The sequence below is a fragment of the Flexivirga sp. genome, from assembly GCF_051955415.1.
Taxonomy (GTDB): domain Bacteria; phylum Actinomycetota; class Actinomycetes; order Actinomycetales; family Dermatophilaceae; genus Flexivirga.
This window is the reverse complement of record NZ_JBQCGS010000018.1, coordinates 46,427-62,817: the sequence shown is the minus strand read 5'-3', so window position 1 is coordinate 62,817 and position 16,391 is coordinate 46,427. Positions and strand designations below refer to the sequence as shown.

The 16,391-nt window shown below is 70.2% G+C and carries 16 protein-coding genes and 1 riboswitch; of the genes, 10 read left to right on the top strand and 6 right to left on the bottom strand.

Features of this window, described 5'->3' with window-relative positions; genetic code table 11:
- The first annotated feature begins 14 nt into the window (after nucleotides 1-14).
- The gene (locus tag ACTHL4_RS03190; RefSeq protein WP_440281285.1) at nucleotides 15-1,385 is read left to right on the top strand and encodes an aminotransferase class V-fold PLP-dependent enzyme; all 1,371 of its coding nucleotides are present in this window, start codon (nucleotides 15-17) and stop codon (nucleotides 1,383-1,385) included.
- Here ACTHL4_RS03190 and ACTHL4_RS03185 read toward each other — a convergent pair.
- On the bottom strand, nucleotides 1,363-2,439 hold the full coding sequence (locus tag ACTHL4_RS03185; RefSeq protein ID WP_440281284.1) for an endonuclease/exonuclease/phosphatase family protein: 1,077 nt from the start codon (nucleotides 2,437-2,439) through the stop codon (nucleotides 1,363-1,365). The genes ACTHL4_RS03190 and ACTHL4_RS03185 overlap by 23 nt on opposite strands.
- Nucleotides 2,440-2,733: 294 nt before the next feature.
- A riboswitch (cyclic di-AMP (ydaO/yuaA leader) is annotated at nucleotides 2,734-2,871 on the top strand.
- Between the two features lie 4 nt (nucleotides 2,872-2,875).
- Between ACTHL4_RS03185 and ACTHL4_RS03180 the strand changes: the two genes are divergently transcribed.
- Nucleotides 2,876-3,583, top strand: a complete 708-nt coding sequence (locus tag ACTHL4_RS03180; protein ID WP_440281283.1) for a transglycosylase family protein — start codon at nucleotides 2,876-2,878, stop codon at nucleotides 3,581-3,583.
- 327 nt (nucleotides 3,584-3,910) lie between these two features.
- Here ACTHL4_RS03180 and ACTHL4_RS03175 read toward each other — a convergent pair whose 3' ends face one another.
- On the bottom strand, nucleotides 3,911-5,596 hold the full coding sequence (locus ACTHL4_RS03175; protein ID WP_440281282.1) for a ribonuclease J: 1,686 nt from the start codon (nucleotides 5,594-5,596) through the stop codon (nucleotides 3,911-3,913).
- Nucleotides 5,593-6,489 carry a 4-hydroxy-tetrahydrodipicolinate synthase gene (gene dapA, locus ACTHL4_RS03170; RefSeq protein WP_440281281.1) on the bottom strand — a complete coding sequence of 299 codons (897 nt, stop codon included), beginning with the start codon at nucleotides 6,487-6,489 and terminating at the stop codon, nucleotides 5,593-5,595. Before dapA ends, ACTHL4_RS03175 begins: the two co-directional genes overlap by 4 nt.
- A gap of 238 nt (nucleotides 6,490-6,727) precedes the next feature.
- On the opposite strand from dapA, the gene ACTHL4_RS03165 reads away from it, so the two are divergent.
- Both ACTHL4_RS03165 and ACTHL4_RS03160 read left to right on the top strand, forming a co-directional pair.
- Nucleotides 6,728-7,540 (top strand): thymidylate synthase, encoded by an 813-nt coding sequence (locus tag ACTHL4_RS03165; protein WP_440281280.1) that lies wholly within the window; start codon nucleotides 6,728-6,730, stop codon nucleotides 7,538-7,540.
- A 16-nt stretch (nucleotides 7,541-7,556) separates the two neighbouring features.
- Nucleotides 7,557-8,507 (top strand): dihydrofolate reductase, encoded by a 951-nt coding sequence (locus tag ACTHL4_RS03160; RefSeq protein ID WP_440281279.1) that lies wholly within the window; start codon nucleotides 7,557-7,559, stop codon nucleotides 8,505-8,507.
- A gap of 35 nt (nucleotides 8,508-8,542) precedes the next feature.
- On the opposite strand, the gene ACTHL4_RS03155 is transcribed toward ACTHL4_RS03160, so the two are convergent.
- Nucleotides 8,543-9,361, bottom strand: coding sequence for an FAD-binding oxidoreductase (locus tag ACTHL4_RS03155; protein ID WP_440281278.1), 819 nt, complete (start codon nucleotides 9,359-9,361; stop codon nucleotides 8,543-8,545).
- Nucleotides 9,362-9,456: 95 nt separating this feature from the next.
- Here ACTHL4_RS03155 and ACTHL4_RS03150 point away from each other — a divergent pair, with 95 nt between their 5' ends.
- From ACTHL4_RS03150 to ACTHL4_RS03135, 4 genes are read left to right on the top strand one after another with little or no spacing between them, the layout of a single operon-like run.
- Nucleotides 9,457-10,062, top strand: coding sequence for an N-acetyltransferase family protein (locus ACTHL4_RS03150; RefSeq protein ID WP_440281277.1), 606 nt, complete (start codon nucleotides 9,457-9,459; stop codon nucleotides 10,060-10,062).
- On the top strand, nucleotides 10,059-10,790 hold the full coding sequence (locus ACTHL4_RS03145) for an AzlC family ABC transporter permease (RefSeq protein WP_440281276.1): 732 nt from the start codon (nucleotides 10,059-10,061) through the stop codon (nucleotides 10,788-10,790). Before ACTHL4_RS03150 ends, ACTHL4_RS03145 begins: the two co-directional genes overlap by 4 nt.
- On the top strand, nucleotides 10,787-11,101 hold the full coding sequence (locus tag ACTHL4_RS03140; protein WP_440281275.1) for an AzlD domain-containing protein: 315 nt from the start codon (nucleotides 10,787-10,789) through the stop codon (nucleotides 11,099-11,101). The genes ACTHL4_RS03145 and ACTHL4_RS03140 overlap by 4 nt, the downstream gene beginning before the upstream one ends.
- A 17-nt stretch (nucleotides 11,102-11,118) precedes the next feature.
- Nucleotides 11,119-11,910, top strand: a complete 792-nt coding sequence (locus tag ACTHL4_RS03135; RefSeq protein ID WP_440281274.1) for a tyrosine-protein phosphatase — start codon at nucleotides 11,119-11,121, stop codon at nucleotides 11,908-11,910.
- 24 nt (nucleotides 11,911-11,934) lie between these two features.
- Here ACTHL4_RS03135 and ACTHL4_RS03130 read toward each other — a convergent pair whose 3' ends face one another.
- Together ACTHL4_RS03130 and dapB are read right to left on the bottom strand one after the other, a co-directional pair.
- Nucleotides 11,935-12,678, bottom strand: coding sequence for a type 1 glutamine amidotransferase (locus tag ACTHL4_RS03130; protein WP_440281273.1), 744 nt, complete (start codon nucleotides 12,676-12,678; stop codon nucleotides 11,935-11,937).
- A 1-nt stretch (nucleotide 12,679) separates the two neighbouring features.
- Nucleotides 12,680-13,429, bottom strand: coding sequence for a 4-hydroxy-tetrahydrodipicolinate reductase (gene dapB, locus ACTHL4_RS03125; RefSeq protein ID WP_440281272.1), 750 nt, complete (start codon nucleotides 13,427-13,429; stop codon nucleotides 12,680-12,682).
- A 169-nt stretch (nucleotides 13,430-13,598) separates the two neighbouring features.
- Between dapB and ACTHL4_RS03120 the strand changes: the two genes are divergently transcribed.
- Together ACTHL4_RS03120 and ACTHL4_RS03115 are read left to right on the top strand one after the other, a co-directional pair.
- A complete protein-coding gene (locus ACTHL4_RS03120; RefSeq protein WP_440281271.1) occupies nucleotides 13,599-15,416 on the top strand; it encodes an MFS transporter in 1,818 nt (605 codons plus the stop codon).
- Between the two features lie 10 nt (nucleotides 15,417-15,426).
- Nucleotides 15,427-16,389, top strand: a complete 963-nt coding sequence (locus tag ACTHL4_RS03115; protein ID WP_440281270.1) for a cytochrome c oxidase assembly protein — start codon at nucleotides 15,427-15,429, stop codon at nucleotides 16,387-16,389.
- Nucleotides 16,390-16,391 lie beyond the last annotated feature (2 nt).

The following is a 16,391-nucleotide window of genomic DNA, read 5'->3' as shown; positions in this document are numbered from 1 at the left end:
CGAGGAGCAAGCCGTTGAGCATCACCATCGACCCCCAGCAGGACACCACACCGCGCCGGCTCGGCATACCGCGTGTTTCCTCACCGGAGCCGCGACGCGTCGCGGACGGTCTGCCGAAGACGGTGTCGGCCGACCTGGGCGTGCCCACGATCCACCGGACCGTCACCGACTACGCCAACTTCGACCATGGCGCCACGACGCCGGCCCTGGTCGCCGTGGCCGATGCCGCCCAGCAGGTGCAGCGTCGTTACGGCTCGGTGCACCGGGGCGCCGGGTACGCCAGCCGGGTCACCACCGGCTGGTTCGAGGCCGCCCGCGCCGAGGTCGGCGAGTTCGTGGCGGCGCGACCCGGCGACGAGGTCGTCTTCACCCGCAACACCACCGATGCGCTGCGGCTGCTCGCGCACTGCCTGCCGGCGGACACCCAGGTGTTCGCGTGGGAGTCGGCCCACCACGCCGCCCTGCTGCCCTGGCCGGCCGACCGCACCACCCGCCTGCCGGTCCCGGCCAGCGCCGCACACGCGGTGCAGTTGCTGGAGGCGGCCCTGCGGCGATCCGGCGCCCAGCACGCCCTCGTCGTCGTCACCGGCGCCTGCAACGTCACCGGGGAGATCTGGCCGGTGACCGAACTCGCAGCCGTAGCACGTCGGTTCGGGGCGCGTACGGTGCTGGACGCCGCACAGTACGCACCGCACGTGAGCATCGACCTCGCTGCCCTCGACATCGACTGGGTCGCCTTCTCCGGCCACAAGCTCTACGCCCCGTACGGCGCCGGTGTGCTCGCGGGCCGCAGCGACTGGCTGGACGCCGCCGAGCCCTACCTGCCCGCCGGCGGAGCGACGGCGCGGGTGGCGCACGACCACACCCGCTGGCAGACCGGCCCGGCGCGCCACGAGGGCGGCACGCCCAACGCCGTGGGCGCCATCGCGATCGCAGCGTCCTGCGCCACGCTGCGCAGTCACCGGGCCACGGTCGAGGCGCACGAGGCCCACCTCTACGCGCGACTGCACGGCGGGCTGGCCGCGACCGACGGCGTCCGCATCGTGCAGGTGCTCGGCGACCGGCCCAATGTGGGCGTGGTCACCTTCACGATCGACGGCTACGACCCGTCGCTGGTCTCGCAGGTGCTGGCCGACGAGCACGCCATCGCCGTGCGCGACGGCCGGTTCTGCGCCCACCTGCTATGCGACGCCGTGGTCGGCGCGGACGCGACCGCGGTGCGCGCCAGCCTCGGGCTGGCCACGACCGGCGAACACGTCGACCGGCTCGTCGCTGCCGTGCGTCAGCTGGTCGAGCACGGGCCGTCGCTGTCCTACGTCCACACCGACGAGGGCTGGTCGGCTCCTGCCGACCCGCGGGACGTCAGCGAGCCACTCCCCTGGTAGCCGGCGTGCCGCGGGGTCGATCCACCCGCAGCCGCGCCCAGTAGCCCAGGTGGTCGGTGCCGGCGATGGCCACCGTGCCGTCGGAGACGACGCCGAAACCACGCGTGAGCACATGGTCCAGCTGGATGAACGGTGGCACCCGTTTGCCGTGCGGCCAGGTCCGCCGCCACCCGGACCCGGTGGCCCGGCTGGTGTCGGTGAGGCCGTCGGTCAGCTGGCGGAAGGCCGGCATCGCGGACGACGCGTTGAAGTCCCCGGCCAGCACGAGCGGCTGACCGGCGGGCAGCGCGTGGCGCCATACGGACAGGGCGCGCAGCGCCGCGTGCCAGTCGTCGACGATGTCCGGCAGCGGGGCCGGCGTGTGCACCGCCCGGAGTCGGAAGTCGCCGGCCGCCGTCGTCACCCGCACGTCGGGGCTGCTGGGGAACCGGCCGCCCGGATGTTCGGCGACGGGCGCGAGCCGGTGGACGCTGCGCACCACGGTCCCCCGGATGCCCGGCGCGGCCCGACCCGCCTGGTGCGGCAAGACATCGTCGAGCCCGTGGCGCCGCAGCGCCGCGAGTTCCGGTGCCGTGCACTCCTCCAGCACCAGCGTGTCGACGTGCTGGTTGCGTGCCGCTGCCACGACCTGTGCCGGATCACCGTGACCGAATTCGAGGTTGATGGTCATGACGACCTCGTCGTGTGCGCTCGCCGCCACCGTGTCACTGCGCAATGAGAGCAACCCCAGGCCGGCAGGAGTCACGGCGACCAGCAGCGCCACGAGCGCCAGCCAGCGGTGCCCCAGGGCCGCCGTCAGGACGAACAGGACGACCGCGGCCATGCCGAAGAGCGGGAACAGCGCCTGGACCAGCGGCACCAGCCAGGTGACGTCCAGCCAGCGAACGAACACGCCCGCCGCGACGAGCACCTGGACCGCGGCGAGCGACCACCACCCGACCGTGTGTGCCTCCCGTCGCCGGGTGCGATGCCGGTCCGGATGCCGGCGCCCACGCCGGCCCGAACGCCAGGTCCGGCGGGTCGGCGCAGCGGCGGCAGGGCCCGAATGTGACACCCCGGCATTGTCACCCACCCGCGGCACACCCGGGTGCTGTTACCACTGGGACTGGAGTGATGCAAGCAACACGATGCGTGTGACTCCGGCGACACTTCTCAAAAAAGTCACGAAATGGTCACGGTTCGACTTGGAAATCGCCTCGCGACCACGTACCTTCGACGATCGGTGGTTGAAATTTCGTCCCCCTGGCGAAGCAACATCCATCGACGGAGAGTGCAACCCGGCACGACTCCGCCATTTGCCTGTGGTCCGCTGCGCACAACCTCGTTGAGCGGCCACCACGATCCGGGATGGTCCCGGAGGCACAACGAGGATGGGGAACCCATTTCGGCCGCGACGCGGTCTTGGGGTGAGAGCAGGCCGACAACCTGCCGGGCACCTGACAGCCCGACCCGACAGCTAACCCCGTATGCGCACGTCAGGAGAGGAATCAATGAACCTCAGCAAGAACCTCAACAGCAAGACCCGCGTCGTCGGCATCGGGGTTGCCGCCGCCGCAGCCCTCGCCGCCGCCGGCGTCGCCACCGCTGGTGACGCTCACGCCGCGTCGGTCTCCACCTGGGACCGCGTCGCCGCCTGTGAGAGCGGTGGCAACTGGGCCATCAACACCGGCAACGGTTTCTACGGTGGCCTGCAGTTCACCCACTCGACCTGGATCGCCTTCGGCGGTGGCGCCTACGCCTCCAACGCCAACCTGGCGAGCAAGTCGGCCCAGATCACGATCGCCGAGAAGGTGCTCGCCTCACAGGGTCCCGGCGCCTGGCCGGTCTGCTCCGTGCGCGCGGGTCTGACCCGTGGCGGCGGCTCGCCGAACGTCAACCCGGCGCCAGCTCCCCAGGCCGCACCGCAGAAGACCTACACCGCGCCGAAGAAGACCTACACGGCTCCGAAGGTGTCGCGTTCCGCCGAGCGCGCCCAGGCTCCGACGAAGTCCTACTCCGCGCCGAAGAAGGTCGACTCCGCGCCGAAGGTCGCCCTCTCGGGCAAGACCTTCACCGTGAAGTCCGGCGACACCCTGAGCAAGCTCGCACAGAGCTACCACGTCAAGGGTGGCTGGCAGGCGCTGTTCTCGGCCAACAAGGGCACCGTGAACGACCCCAACCTGATCTTCGTCGGCCAGCACCTCAACCTGCCGGCTTGATCTGATCAGCCGATGATCACCGTCCCCGTGCGGTGATCATCGACCGAAGGCCCCGGTCCACGTCATGTGGACCGGGGCCTTCGTCGTCTGTCGACTCCGTCGCTGGCTCATCGAGAGATGAGTTGTTGTCGTCATGAGCGCGTCACCACGACGACAACTGCTCTCTCGGCGATGGTGGACGTATGCCGAACGCCGACGCCGCCGCCGAGCCGGAGTTCCGAAGAGCCACCACCCAGCGCGACTAAGTCCCTACTGTCGCGAGTTTGTCGCCGGAAGCGGCCGATTCGAGCGAGAAACTCGCGACAGTAGCGGGATACTCGGTGTGACCTACGCGTCGATGACGATCGGGATGATCATCGGGCGCCGGCGCAGCTTGCCTCCGACGAAACCGCCCACGGCGCGCCGGATGACCTGCTGCAGCTGGTAGGTGTCGCTGATGCCCTTCTGGCGGGCCTCCTCCAAGGCCGCCTCCAGCTTGGGGCGCACCTTGTCGAAGACGTCGTCGTCCTCGGCGAAGCCGCGGGTCTGGATCTCCGGGCCACTGACGATCTTGCCGGTGTCGGCGTCGCGCACCACGATGATCGTCACGAAGCCCTCGTCGCGCAGGATGCGGCGGTCCTTCAGCATCGTCTCGTCGGTGGTCCCGACGAGGGAGCCGTCGACATACACGTAGCCGCAGGGCACGGCGCCCACGATGCGCGCGCGGCCGTCGACCAGGTCGACCACGACGCCGTCCTCGGCGAGCAGCACGCGTTCGGCGGGCACTCCGGTGGCGACGGCGAGCTCGCCGTTGGCGACCAGGTGCCGCCATTCGCCGTGGATCGGCATGACGTTGCGGGGCCGGACGATGTTGTAGCAGTAGAGCAACTCGCCGGCGCTGGCGTGGCCCGAGACGTGGACCAACGCGTTCCCCTTGTGTATGACGCTGGCGCCGCGGCGCATCAGGCCGTTGATGACCCGGTAGACGGCGTTCTCGTTGCCCGGGATGAGGGAGGACGCCATCAGCACGGTGTCGCCGGTGCCGATGTCGATGGTGTTGTGGTCGCCGTTCGCCATCCGGGACAGCGCTGCCATCGGCTCGCCCTGTGACCCGGTCGAGACGAGCACGATCTGGTTGTCGGCGAAGTTGTCGATCTTCTTCAGGTCGACCAGGACGCCGTCGGGCACGTGCAGGTAGCCCAGGTCGGCCGCGATGCCCATGTTGCGCAGCATCGACCGGCCCACGAACGCCACCTTCCGGCCATGGGTCGCCGCGGCGTCGAGCACCTGCTGCACGCGGTGCACGTGCGAGGAGAAGCACGCGACGATGATCCGGCGCTCGGCGTGCTGGAAGACTCGCTCGATCGCCGGGGCGATGTTGCGTTCCGGTGTGGTGAACCCGGGCACCTCGGCGTTGGTGGAGTCGGTCAGGAAGAGGTCGACACCCTCCTCCCCCGCACGGGCGAAAGCGCGCAGGTCGGTGATCCGGCGGTCCAGCGGTAGCTGGTCCATCTTGAAGTCGCCGGTGATCAACAGGTTGCCGCCGCCGGTGCGGATGAAGACCGCGAGCGCGTCGGGGATGGAGTGGTTGACCGCGATGAAGTCGCAGTCGAACGGCCCGATCTTCTCGTTGCCGCCCTCCTTCACCGCCAGCGTGTATGGCGTGATCCGGTGTTCCTTCAGCTTGGCCTCGACCAGCGCCAGGGTCAGCGTCGATCCGACCAGGGGGATGTCGGGCTTGAGGCGCAGCAGGTAGGGGACGGCCCCGATGTGGTCCTCGTGGCCGTGGGTCAACACGATCGCGTCGATGTCGTCCAGCCGGTCCCGGATGTATTCGAAGTCGGGCAGGATCAGGTCGACGCCGGGGTGGTCCTCGGGGAACAGTACGCCGCAGTCCACGACGAGCAGCCGGCCGTCATACTCCACGACCGTCATGTTGCGGCCGACCTCGCCGAGTCCGCCGAGCGGGACTACCCGGACACCGCCCTGGGGCAGTGCGGGGGGTTCTTCGAGTTCGGGATGGGGATGGCTCACATCAGTCCTTGTGCGGTCAGGGCATCGCGCAGGATCGCGCGATGTTCTTGCGGTGCCGGCACCAGTGGGAGCCGGCAGAAGTCGGAGTCGATCACGCCCATGAGGCGCAGGGCGGCCTTGGCCTGAATGGTGCCCTGGGTGACGTTCATGACGGCGGCGACCAGCGGCACCAGGCCGTGGTTGATCTCGCGCGCGGCCGCCAGGTCGCCCGCGGTGACCGCGCGCAGCAGCGACACGAGCCGGGCGCTGGCGACGTTGCCGACCGTGCTCACCATGCCGGTCGCGCCGAGGGCCAGCCAGGGCAGGTTGAGGGCGTCGTCGCCGGAATACCAGAGCAGGCCGGTCTCGCGCATCAGCGGCGCGCTCGTGGCCAGGTCGCCCTTGGCGTCCTTGAGCGCCCGGATGCCCGGCACCTCGGCCAACGCGCGAATGGTGTCGGGCGCCAGTGCGGTGCCGGTGCGGCCGGGTATGTCGTAAGCCATCGCCGGCAGGTCGGTCGCCGCCGCGACCGTGCGGTAGTGCTCGAGCACCCCGGCCTGCGGCGGGCGGTTGTAGTAGGGGGTGACGATGAGCGCGGCCCGGGCGCCGGCCGCGGCGAGGTTGCGCGCGGCGGCCACGGAGTGCGCGGTGTCGTTGGTGCCGACGCCGGCGATGACGATCGCGCGATCACCGACCGCCTCGGCGACCGCGCGCACCACGTCGACGTTCTCCTGGTCGGTGGTGGTCGCGGACTCGCCGGTGGTGCCGTTGACGAGGATGCCGTCGTTGCCCTGGTCGACGAGGTATGCCGCCAACCGCTGGGCCCCGTCGAGATCGAGCCCACCGTCGTCGTGCATGGGCGTGACCATCGCGGTGATCATCGTGCCGAAGGGGTTACCGGAGGGCTGCGTCATGGCGTCCAGGCTAGCGGCGACCGCGGGCCGCGTGCCGTCGCCTTCCGCGTGCCGAACAGCGCCGCCCCGGTGAATGACTGATCGCGTCGTCACCCGCTCGGGGGTCCGGGTGACGACGCGGTCAACGGGTACATCGGGGGCCGCCGGAAAGTGTTACACGCACCCAATGTGATCTAGGTCACATTGGGTGCGTGCGGCCGGATCGCCCTGTCGGGCCCCGCTGATAGCGTCTGCTCCCGTGAAGCAGTACCTCGACCTCCTCGCTCGGGTCATCTCCGAAGGCACTCGCAAGCAGGACCGCACCTGCACCGGCACCTTGTCGGTGTTCGGGCACCAGATGCGCTTCGACCTGACCGCCGGCTTCCCGGCCCTGACCACCAAGAAGCTGCATCTTCGCTCGATCATCGGTGAACTGCTGTGGTTCCTGCGCGGCGACACCAACGTGCAGTGGCTGCACGACCGCAAGATCTCCATCTGGGACGAGTGGGCCGACGACAACGGTGACCTCGGACCGATCTACGGCCACCAGTGGCGGTCGTGGCCGACGCCCGACGGCGGGTCCATCGATCAGATCCACCGGCTGATTGAGGGATTGCGCACCAACCCCGACTCGCGCCGGCACATCGTCTCGGCCTGGAACGTCGCGGATGTCGACGACATGGCGCTGCCGCCGTGCCACACGATGTTCCAGTTCTACGTCGGCGGACCCACCGAGGACGGCCGCCGTTCGTTGTCGTGCCAGCTCTACCAGCGGTCGGCCGACATCTTCCTCGGCGTGCCGTTCAACATCGCGTCCTACGCGCTGTTGACCGCGATGGTCGCCCAGGTGACCGACCTGGTAGCCGGCGAATTCGTGCACACCATGGGTGATGCGCACCTCTACCTCAATCATCTGGACCAGGCGCGGCTCCAGCTGACCCGCGAGCCCGGTCCGCTGCCGACCTTGCGGCTCAACCCGCAGATCCGCGAGATCGACGCCTTCGACCTGCCGGACATCGCCCTCGACGGCTACGTCGCGGCGCCCACGATCAAGGCCCCGATCGCGGTATGAGCACCGAGGACCCCGCATGACGATCAGCTTCATCGCCGCCGTCGCGCGCAACGGCGTCGTCGGGCGCGACGGCACCATGCCGTGGCGGGTCCCGGGCGAGCAGAAGGGCTTCAAGGCCGCGACCATGGGTCATCCGATGGTGATGGGGCGGCGCACCTTCGAGTCGCACGGCCTGTTGCCGGGCCGGCGGCACATCGTGCTGACCCGTGACCCCGACTGGTCAGCGGACGGTGTCGAGGTCGCGCACAGCGTCGACCAGGCGCTCTTCCTGGCCGGCGACGAGGACTTCTTCGTCACCGGCGGCGCACAGGTGTGGGAGCTGTTCGCGCCCTACGTCGACCGGATGCTGATCTCCGAGATCCCGCTGGATCCCGAGGGCGACACGGTGTTTCCCGGCTGGCCGCTCACCGACTCCCCGATCTGGCACGAGGTGTCCCGCGAGCCGCACGACGGCTGGACCGTGGTGACCTACGAGCGCCGCAGACCCCGAGCACAGGTGGACGTCGGCCCGCGCATCGCCGGCTCCGCGCAGGCCGGCGCGACCGAGATCAAGGCCGGAGCCAGTTGCGCCGTCGGCGACGCAGGCCGGTTGCTGCTGACCCGCCGCGAGGACAACGGGCTGTGGTGTCTGCCGGGCGGCGGGGTCGAGGTCGGCGAGACCTGGTCGGAGGCCGCGGTGCGGGAGACGCGGGAGGAGACCGGACTGCACGTCGCCGTCGACGGGGTGCTGGCGGCATACAGCAACCCCGACGTGGTGATCGTCTACCCGGACGGTCGTCGACGGGCCATCTTCGGCGTGTGCTTCCGCGCGCACGTCGTCGCGGGCGCCCCCGGCGTCTCCGACGAGGTCACCGAGTCGGCGTGGTTCACCCAGGACGAAGCGGCTCGTCTGCCGATCATCCCGGCGCACCGGCCGCTGGTGCGGGCGTTCTTCGAGCAGGACCCCGGCCGCACGACCTTCGACTGACCGCCCGCGACCTCGAGGCCGCGGGCGGCACACCTTCAGTCGGCCGGCGCCGGCACCGGCTCCTGGAAGAACTCCTCGTGGTGCACGCTCGCCGGTTCGGCGCCCTCGCCGACGATCGTCGTGCGCACGTCGTGGACCAGGCCGATCGGTCCGCACAGGAACCACTCGTCCACCTCGGGCACGGCCACCCCCGTGCGCCGCAGGATCTGCCGCACCTTGGCGCCGTCGATGCGCCCGGTCAGCAGCGGGTCCCGGGCGCCGGAGCTGTCCCGAGAGAAGACCTCGATGAGGTCGAAGCGAGCGGCACAGTGCTCCGCCAACGACTCCAACTCGGCACGGAACATCGTGCTGTCCGGTGTGCGGTTGCCGAAGATCAGCGTCACCTGGGTGCCCGGCTCCTCCTCCAGCACGGTGCGGACCAGCGAGATGACCGGGGTGATCCCGGATCCGGCGGCGATCGCCACGATCTCGCGCTCGGTGTCGACCGTCGGACACACGAAGTCGCCCAACGGGGCGAGCACCTCGATGCGGTCCCCCGGCCGGACCACCCGGTTCAGCCACACCGACATCGCGCCCCCGTCGACCTCCTGGGACGCGATGCGCAACCGGCCGGTCCCGGCCGCCTGTGCACGCGACATACAGATCGAATAGGAACGGCGCACGTCCGTGCCGCCGATCGTGGCCCGCAGCGTCAGGTGCTGGCCCGGCTCGAAGCGGAAGGTCTCGCGCAGTTCGTCGGGTATGTCGAACGACACCGCCACGGCACGGTCGGTCAGGCGCTCCACCGCCGCCACGGTGAGCGGGTGGAACTGCGGGCGGCGATGTCGCACGCCGGAGGACTTCAGCAGACTCACAACGCATGGCAGTTTCGCAGACCGGCGCGATCGGTGCGAGCGCGGCCGCACGGTCCCGGGCGCGCCCGCGTCGGCGGGGATGAAAAGCTGGCCCGATGAACTCCCCCACCAGCGACACCGGGGTCCGCACCGCCCGCGCGAACGACGTCCCCGCGGTCGCCCACGTGCAGGCAGCCGTATGGCGCGACACCTACGGCCCGCTGGTCGACGCCGACGTCGCGGCCGCGTTCACCCCGGCGGCCTTCGAGCCCGCCTGGCGCGAGTCCCTGCGCAACCCGCCGAGCCCGCGGCACCGGCTGCTGGTCGCGACCGAGGGCGCGGCCGTCGTCGGCTTCGTCGCGATCGGCCCCGCCGACAACACCGATCCGGCGACCGGCGAGATCTACACGCTGGGCGTGCGCCCCGAGCACCGCCGTGCCGGCAACGGCTCCCGCCTGCTCAATGCCGCCGTGGACACCTTGCGCGCCGGTGACTTCGGCGCGCTGACGATGTGGTTGCTGGCCGACGACGACCAGACGCGAGCGTTCCTGTCGGCCGCCGGCCTGCGGCCGGACGGCGCCTGGCGCGACCGGGTCGTCGCGGCCGACGGTCGCACCGCCCGCGAGATACGTCTCACCGCCTCGCTCACCGACTCCGACGCTGTCTCCGACGCTGCCTCTGACTCCGAGGGACGCACCCCGCACGGAACCGACGCCCCATGAGCACGGTGGGGCCCGACCGTGCCGCCGGCACATCCGAGGCGCCGACTGATGTGGCCCGAACCGTTGCCCGCAAAGGGATCTGGGTCGGCGTCGCGACCGGCGCCTACGGCATCAGCTACGGCGCCCTGGCCGTCGCCGCCGGCCTCAGCTTCTGGCAGGCGGTCGCCCTCTCCCTGCTGCTGTTCAGCGGTGGATCGCAATTCGCGCTCGTCGGGGTGATCGGCGCCGGCGGCTCCGGCGCGAGCGCGATCGGCACCTCGACGCTGCTCGGTCTGCGCAACGGCTTCTACGGCCTGCAGGTGAGCACGCTGCTGCAGGCGACCGGCTGGCGCCGGGCGCTGGCCGCCCACCTGACGATCGACGAATCCACTGCCGTCTCGATCACCCAATCCGACCGAGCGTTGTCGCGGATCGGATTCTGGTGGACGGGGTTGTCGGTCTTCGTGCTGTGGGGACTGATGTCCGCGGTCGGTGCCGCGCTCGGCAACGCCATGGGCGACCCCGCCCGCTACGGCCTGGACGCCGCGGCACCCGCTGCGTTCTGCGCCCTGGTCTGGTCCCGTCTGCGGACCCGCCGCTCCCAGCTGGTCGCCGTCGCCGCGGGACTCATCGCTCTGCTGGTCGCACCGCACACCGCGTCCGGCATACCGGTGCTGGTCGCCGCGCTGGCCGCCGTGGCCGCCGGTCTCCTGCCGGATCGGACCGTCACCACGGCACAGGAAATATGAATCTCTGGACCACCGTGCTGCTGGCCAGCGCGCTCTCCTTCGCCACCAAGTTCGCCGGGTATGTCGTGCCCCAGCGGGTGCTGGACCATCCGTTGACCGACCGGGTGATGCACTACCTGCCGGTGGCGCTGCTGGCGGCGTTGATCGCGGTGCAGACCTTCACCACGGGCCACGGGTCGCTCACCGTCGACGCACGCGCCGCCGGGCTGACGGTCGCCATCGTGTGCCTGCTACTGCGCGCGCCCTTCCTGGTCGTGGTCGTGGCCGCAGCAGCCACCGCCGCCCTGCTGCGGGCTGCCGGCGTCGGCTGACGATCTACGGTGGAGTCGTGACGAAACCCTCCGCGACGCAGCCCTGCTGGATCGACCTCGACGGCGTGGTCAACATGCGCGACCTCGGCGGCCTGCCGACCTCCGACGGTCGCGCCGTGCAACCCCACCGCCTGGTCCGCTCGGACAATCTGCAGGATCTGACCGAGCACGACATACAGGTGCTGGTGCAGGACCACCAGGTCACCGACATCGTCGACCTGCGCAGCGACGTCGAGCTGCGGATCACCGGTCCCGGACCGTTGCAGGCGCTGGACACCGTTGCGCACCATCACCATTCGCTCTTCCCCGACGACAAGGACATCGACACGCGCGACGTGCTGGTGCTCCCCTGGCACAACGCCGAGGAGCCGCAGCGCAACGACAACCCGCGCGCGAGTCACTACCTCGGCTACCTGGACCGGCGCCCGGACTCGGTGTCCGCGGCGTTGGACGTCATCGCGACCAGCGAGGGCGCGACCGTGGTGCACTGTGCCGCCGGCAAGGACCGCACCGGCACGGTGGTGGCGATGGCACTGTCGGTCGCCGAGGTGCCCCGGGAAGCGATCATCGCCGACTACGCGGCCAGCACCGAACGCACCGAACGCATCGTGCGGCGGCTGGAGAAACTGCCCGGCTACGCCGACAATCTGCGTGACGTGCCGATGACCGCGCACCATTCACGGCCGGACACCATCGAGCATGTGCTGGAGGCGATCGACGCGGAGTACGGCTCGGTCGCCGGGTGGCTGCGGTCGGTCGGCTGGTCCGAGGCCCAACTCGACCAGCTGCGCGCCAAACTCACCGACTGACGTTTTCCTCCCCGCGGTCGGAACTCACCGAATGACGCTCCCACGCCGAGCGACGGCCCGGGCGCGCACCACGTCCAGGAATCGGCCGAAGAACGCCTGCCAGGTCTGCTCCAGCTCCGCGCCGCGCTCCTGGGCGACGCGCTTGACGTCCGCGGGATCGAAGCCGAGCGTGCGCAGGTTGTTTTCGTCCCAGGTGGCGACCCGTTCGGCGCTGGACTCCGGGTGCCACTGGGTGGCCCACGCGGCGTCGCCCAGCCGGAAGGCCTGGTGCCGGCACCGTTCGCTCGACATCAGCAACCGGGCATCGTCCGGCAGCTCGGTGATCTGGTCCCGGTGACTCTCGATGCCGACCGTGGGATGACCCGAAAGCGGTTGGAACAGAACGTCATCGGCCGCGTCAGCCTGCGGCATCAGGCGGGTGACGCCCTTCTCCGGCATACCGTAGTCGCCCTCGACGCGGCCTCCGCCGACGTGCGCCAGCAGTTGCGCACCCAGGCAGATGCCCAGCACCGGGACTCGGTGGTCCAGGCAGTCGCGGACGAGGGCCCGCTCGGCGGGCAGCCAGGGCTTGCGGTCGTCGGCGTCGGGCAGGAAGCCCCCGCCAAGCAGCACGACCGCGTCCAGTCCGTCGGCGCGGCGCGGCACGGCCTCGCCTTCGTCGGCCTTGATCAGGTCGACGGCGACACCCGCGGCGGCCGCCCAGTCGGGGATCCGGCCGGGGCCGCTGTCGACGTCATTGCGGATCACAGTCACGATCGCGGTGTTCATGTCAGTCCAGTCCGAGGAAGTGCTCGAGTCCGACGGTGAGACCCGGGTGGTCGGGTATGGCGCGCACCCCGGCCAGCACGCCGGGCATGAAACTCGCCCGGTCGAACGAGTCGTGCCGGATCGTCAGCGCCTCGCCCTCACCGCCGAACGACACCTCCTGGTGCGCGACGCGACCACGCAGCCGCTGCGCGTGCACCCGGATGCCGTCGATCTGTGCGCCGCGGGCGCCGTCGGGGTCGCTCGCGGTGGCGTCGGGCACCGGGCCGAGCCCCGCGTCCGCGCGCGCCCGGGCGATCAGCCCCGCGGTGCGCGCGGCGGTCCCCGAGGGCGCGTCCACCTTCGCCGGGTGGTGGGTCTCCACGATCTCCACGGACTCGTAGAAGCGCGCGGCCTGCTGCGCGAAGGACATCATCAGCAGCGCGCCGATCGCGAAGTTCGGCGCGATCAGCACACCGACCGAATCATGCTCTGCCAGCTGCTCTTCCAGCTTCTCCAGGCGCTCGGCGGTCCAGCCGGTGGTGCCGACGACGGCGTGTATGCCGTGCTCGACGCAATGGGCGACGTTGGCGGGTGAGGAGTCCGGGACGGTGAAGTCGACCGCGACCTGTGCGCCGCCGAGGTCCCCGAGCGCGTCGCCGGCGTCATACCGGCCGACGAGCGTCAAGTCGGCGGCGTTCTCGATCGCGGCACAGGCGGCGCTGCCCATGCGTCCGGCGGCTCCGATGACGGCAACGGCTGTCGATGTGGTCACCCCGTCAGGCTAGACGTTCGAGGCGCCCCGCCCGGGCGGCGTCCGGGCAACGGATCATCCCGAGGACGATTTTCCATACTGGTGCTATGTTGATAGTTACCTCGGCTAATGACTTCAGTTGTCGTGGCCGTCGACCGAGCACCACAGCAACCCTGGAGCCCACACCGACGTGACCGAAGCCCCCGTCCCCGACCGCGACGCCCCGTCCACTCCCGGCCAGAGCCGCAAGCGCACTCGCGGCGCGCGCCGGCGCTTCGAGGCCGATCATCCGCGCTACAAGTGGGTGGCGCTGTCCAACACCACGCTCGGCGTGCTGATGGCGACCATCAACTCCTCCATCGTGATCATCTCGCTGCCCGCCATCTTCCGAGGCATCGACCTGGACCCGCTCGGCGCCGGCAACATCAGCTACCTGCTGTGGACGCTGATGGGCTACCTGGTCGTGTCGGCCGTCCTGGTGGTCACCCTCGGCCGGTTGGGCGACATGTTCGGCCGGGTCAAGATCTACAACCTGGGCTTCGTGGTCTTCACGGTCGCCTCGATCCTGCTGTCGCTGGACCCGGCCGGAGGCGGCACCGGTGCGATGTGGATCATCGTCTGGCGCATCGTGCAGGGCGTTGGCGGCGCCATGCTGATGGCCAACTCCACCGCGATCCTCACCGACGCCTTCCCCGCCACCCAGCGCGGTATGGCGCTGGGCATCAACCAGGTCGCGGCGATCGCCGGCTCGTTCCTCGGCCTCATCATCGGCGGCATCCTGTCCGAGTGGCACTGGCGGGCGATCTTCTGGGTGAGCGTGCCGATCGGTGTGCTGGGCACCGTGTGGGCCTACAAATCGCTGCACGAGCTGGGCACCACGCGCCGCGGACGCCTCGACATACCAGGCAACCTCAGCTTCGCGATCGGTGTCACCGCGATCCTGGTCGCGATCACCTACGGCATCCAGCCGTATGGCGGGCACACCATGGGCTGGACGAGTCCGTGGGTGCTGGCCGGACTCATCGGCGGCGCACTCGTGCTGATCGCCTTCTGCGTCATCGAGACCCGGGTCGAGAACCCGATGTTCTCGATGAGCCTGTTCAGGATCAAGGCGTTCAGCGCCGGCAACTTCGCGGGCCTACTGGCGTCGATCGGCCGCGGCGGCATGCAGTTCATGCTGATCATCTGGTTGCAGGGCATCTGGCTGCCGCTGCGGGGCTACAGCTACGAATCGACCCCGCTGTGGGCAGGCATCTTCCTGGTGCCGCTGACCATCGGCTTCCTCATCGCCGGCCCCGTCTGCGGTTTCCTGTCCGACCGGTTCGGGGCGCGAGCGTTCGCCAGCGGTGGGCTGCTGATCACCGCGGCGACCTTCATCGGGTTCCTGCTCATCCCGGTGAACTTCGACTACTGGATCTTCGCCACCCTGCTGTTCGTCAACGGGATCGGCTCGGGCATGTTCTCCGCACCCAACACGACCGCGATCATGAACTCCGTGCCCGCGCACGAGCGGGGTGCCGCTTCCGGGATGCGTGCGACGTTCTTCAACTCGGGGACGTCCCTGTCCATCGGCATCTTCTTCTCGTTGATGATCGCCGGCCTCGCCCAGAACCTGCCGCACGCCATGCGTTCCGGTCTGCTGGCCCAGCACGTGCCCTCCTCGGTGGCGGACCAGATCGCCGGGCTGCCTCCGGTCGGGTCGATGTTCGCGGCCTTCCTCGGCTACAACCCGATCGAGAGCCTGCTCGGTCCGACCGGCACGCTGGACAAGATCCCGGCCGCCAACGCCTCCACGTTGACCGGCAAGGAGTTCTTCCCGCACCTGCTGTCCGGCCCGTTCCACGACGGACTGATCGTCGTCTTCGGTGCCGCCGCGGCGATGATGGTCGTCGCGGCGATCGCCAGCCTGCTGCGCGGCAGCAAGTACGTCCACGACGACGGCGGCGATGGCACCCCGAGCGACAGCGCCGACTCCGCATCCTCAGCAAACGTTGCGGTTACCCGGTGATACTTCTCAGGTGACCGGTCTTGCCCCCGCACCCTTCAGCGTCACCAGCTGGGTGACCGCCTGGCGCTTCGACCCCGTCGGCATCGTGCTGGCGCTGCTGCTGCTCGCCGGCTACCTGTGGTTGCTGTCCGCGGCGCGACGACACGGCGTGCGCTGGCCGTGGTGGCGGGTGGCGGCATACCTGGTGGTCGGCGTGGGCACGCTGGTCTACGTCACCTGCGGGCCGGTCGGCGTCTATCGGCAGACCTTCTTGTGGATGTTCGCCGCACAGGTCGCGGTGCTCGGCACCGTCACCCCGATGGGGCTGGCGCTCGGCGACCCGTTGCGGTTGCTCACCGCGGCACGTGGATCGCACACCGCGGCGCACCGCGCGCTCCGGTCCCCCGTCGTCCGGGTGCTGACCTGTCCCGCGGTCAGCTTCCTGCTCGACCTCGCCGGCATCCTGGCCGTCTTCTTCACACCGTACGGCGACCACGCGGTGCGTTCCTCGCTGATCGGCACCCTGCTGATCGTGCAGTTGCTGCTCGTCGGGCTGCTCTACGTGCTGCCGACGCTCGCCGACGACCTGCTGCCGGAGTGGGCCACGCCGCCGGTCCGCACGTTCCTGGCGTTCCTGGACGGTGTCGCCGATGCGGTGCCCGGTGTGCTGGTCATGACCGCGAACTCCATGTTGCTGCCGCACTTCCCCGGCTTCGCGCCGGCCGCCGATGCGCTGCGCGACGGGCTCAGCCACACGATGGACCAGAAGTATGCCGGCGGCGCGCTGCTCGCCGTGGCCGAGTCGATCGGGGTGCCGATGATCGCGGCGGTCTTCATCGAGTGGTTGCGCCACGACGCTGCCGAGGCGCGCGCCACCGACGCCGAGCTCGACCGGGCCGAGGCGACCGCAAGCGATGACGACACCGAGACCGAACGCCCGTGGTGGCTGTCGGATCCCCGGCTGGCGGACCGTTTCGGCAACCGCGACGATTGAGG

Coding starts and splice junctions, on each gene's coding strand:
- ACTHL4_RS03180 (WP_440281283.1), top strand. CDS start 2,876: ATGAACCTCAGCAAGAACCTCAACAGCAAGACCCGCGTCGTCGGCATC.
- dapA (WP_440281281.1), bottom strand. CDS start 6,489: ATGACGCAGCCCTCCGGTAACCCCTTCGGCACGATGATCACCGCGATG.
- ACTHL4_RS03160 (WP_440281279.1), top strand. CDS start 7,557: ATGACGATCAGCTTCATCGCCGCCGTCGCGCGCAACGGCGTCGTCGGG.
- ACTHL4_RS03150 (WP_440281277.1), top strand. CDS start 9,457: ATGAACTCCCCCACCAGCGACACCGGGGTCCGCACCGCCCGCGCGAAC.
- ACTHL4_RS03145 (WP_440281276.1), top strand. CDS start 10,059: ATGAGCACGGTGGGGCCCGACCGTGCCGCCGGCACATCCGAGGCGCCG.
- ACTHL4_RS03140 (WP_440281275.1), top strand. CDS start 10,787: ATGAATCTCTGGACCACCGTGCTGCTGGCCAGCGCGCTCTCCTTCGCC.
- ACTHL4_RS03130 (WP_440281273.1), bottom strand. CDS start 12,678: ATGAACACCGCGATCGTGACTGTGATCCGCAATGACGTCGACAGCGGC.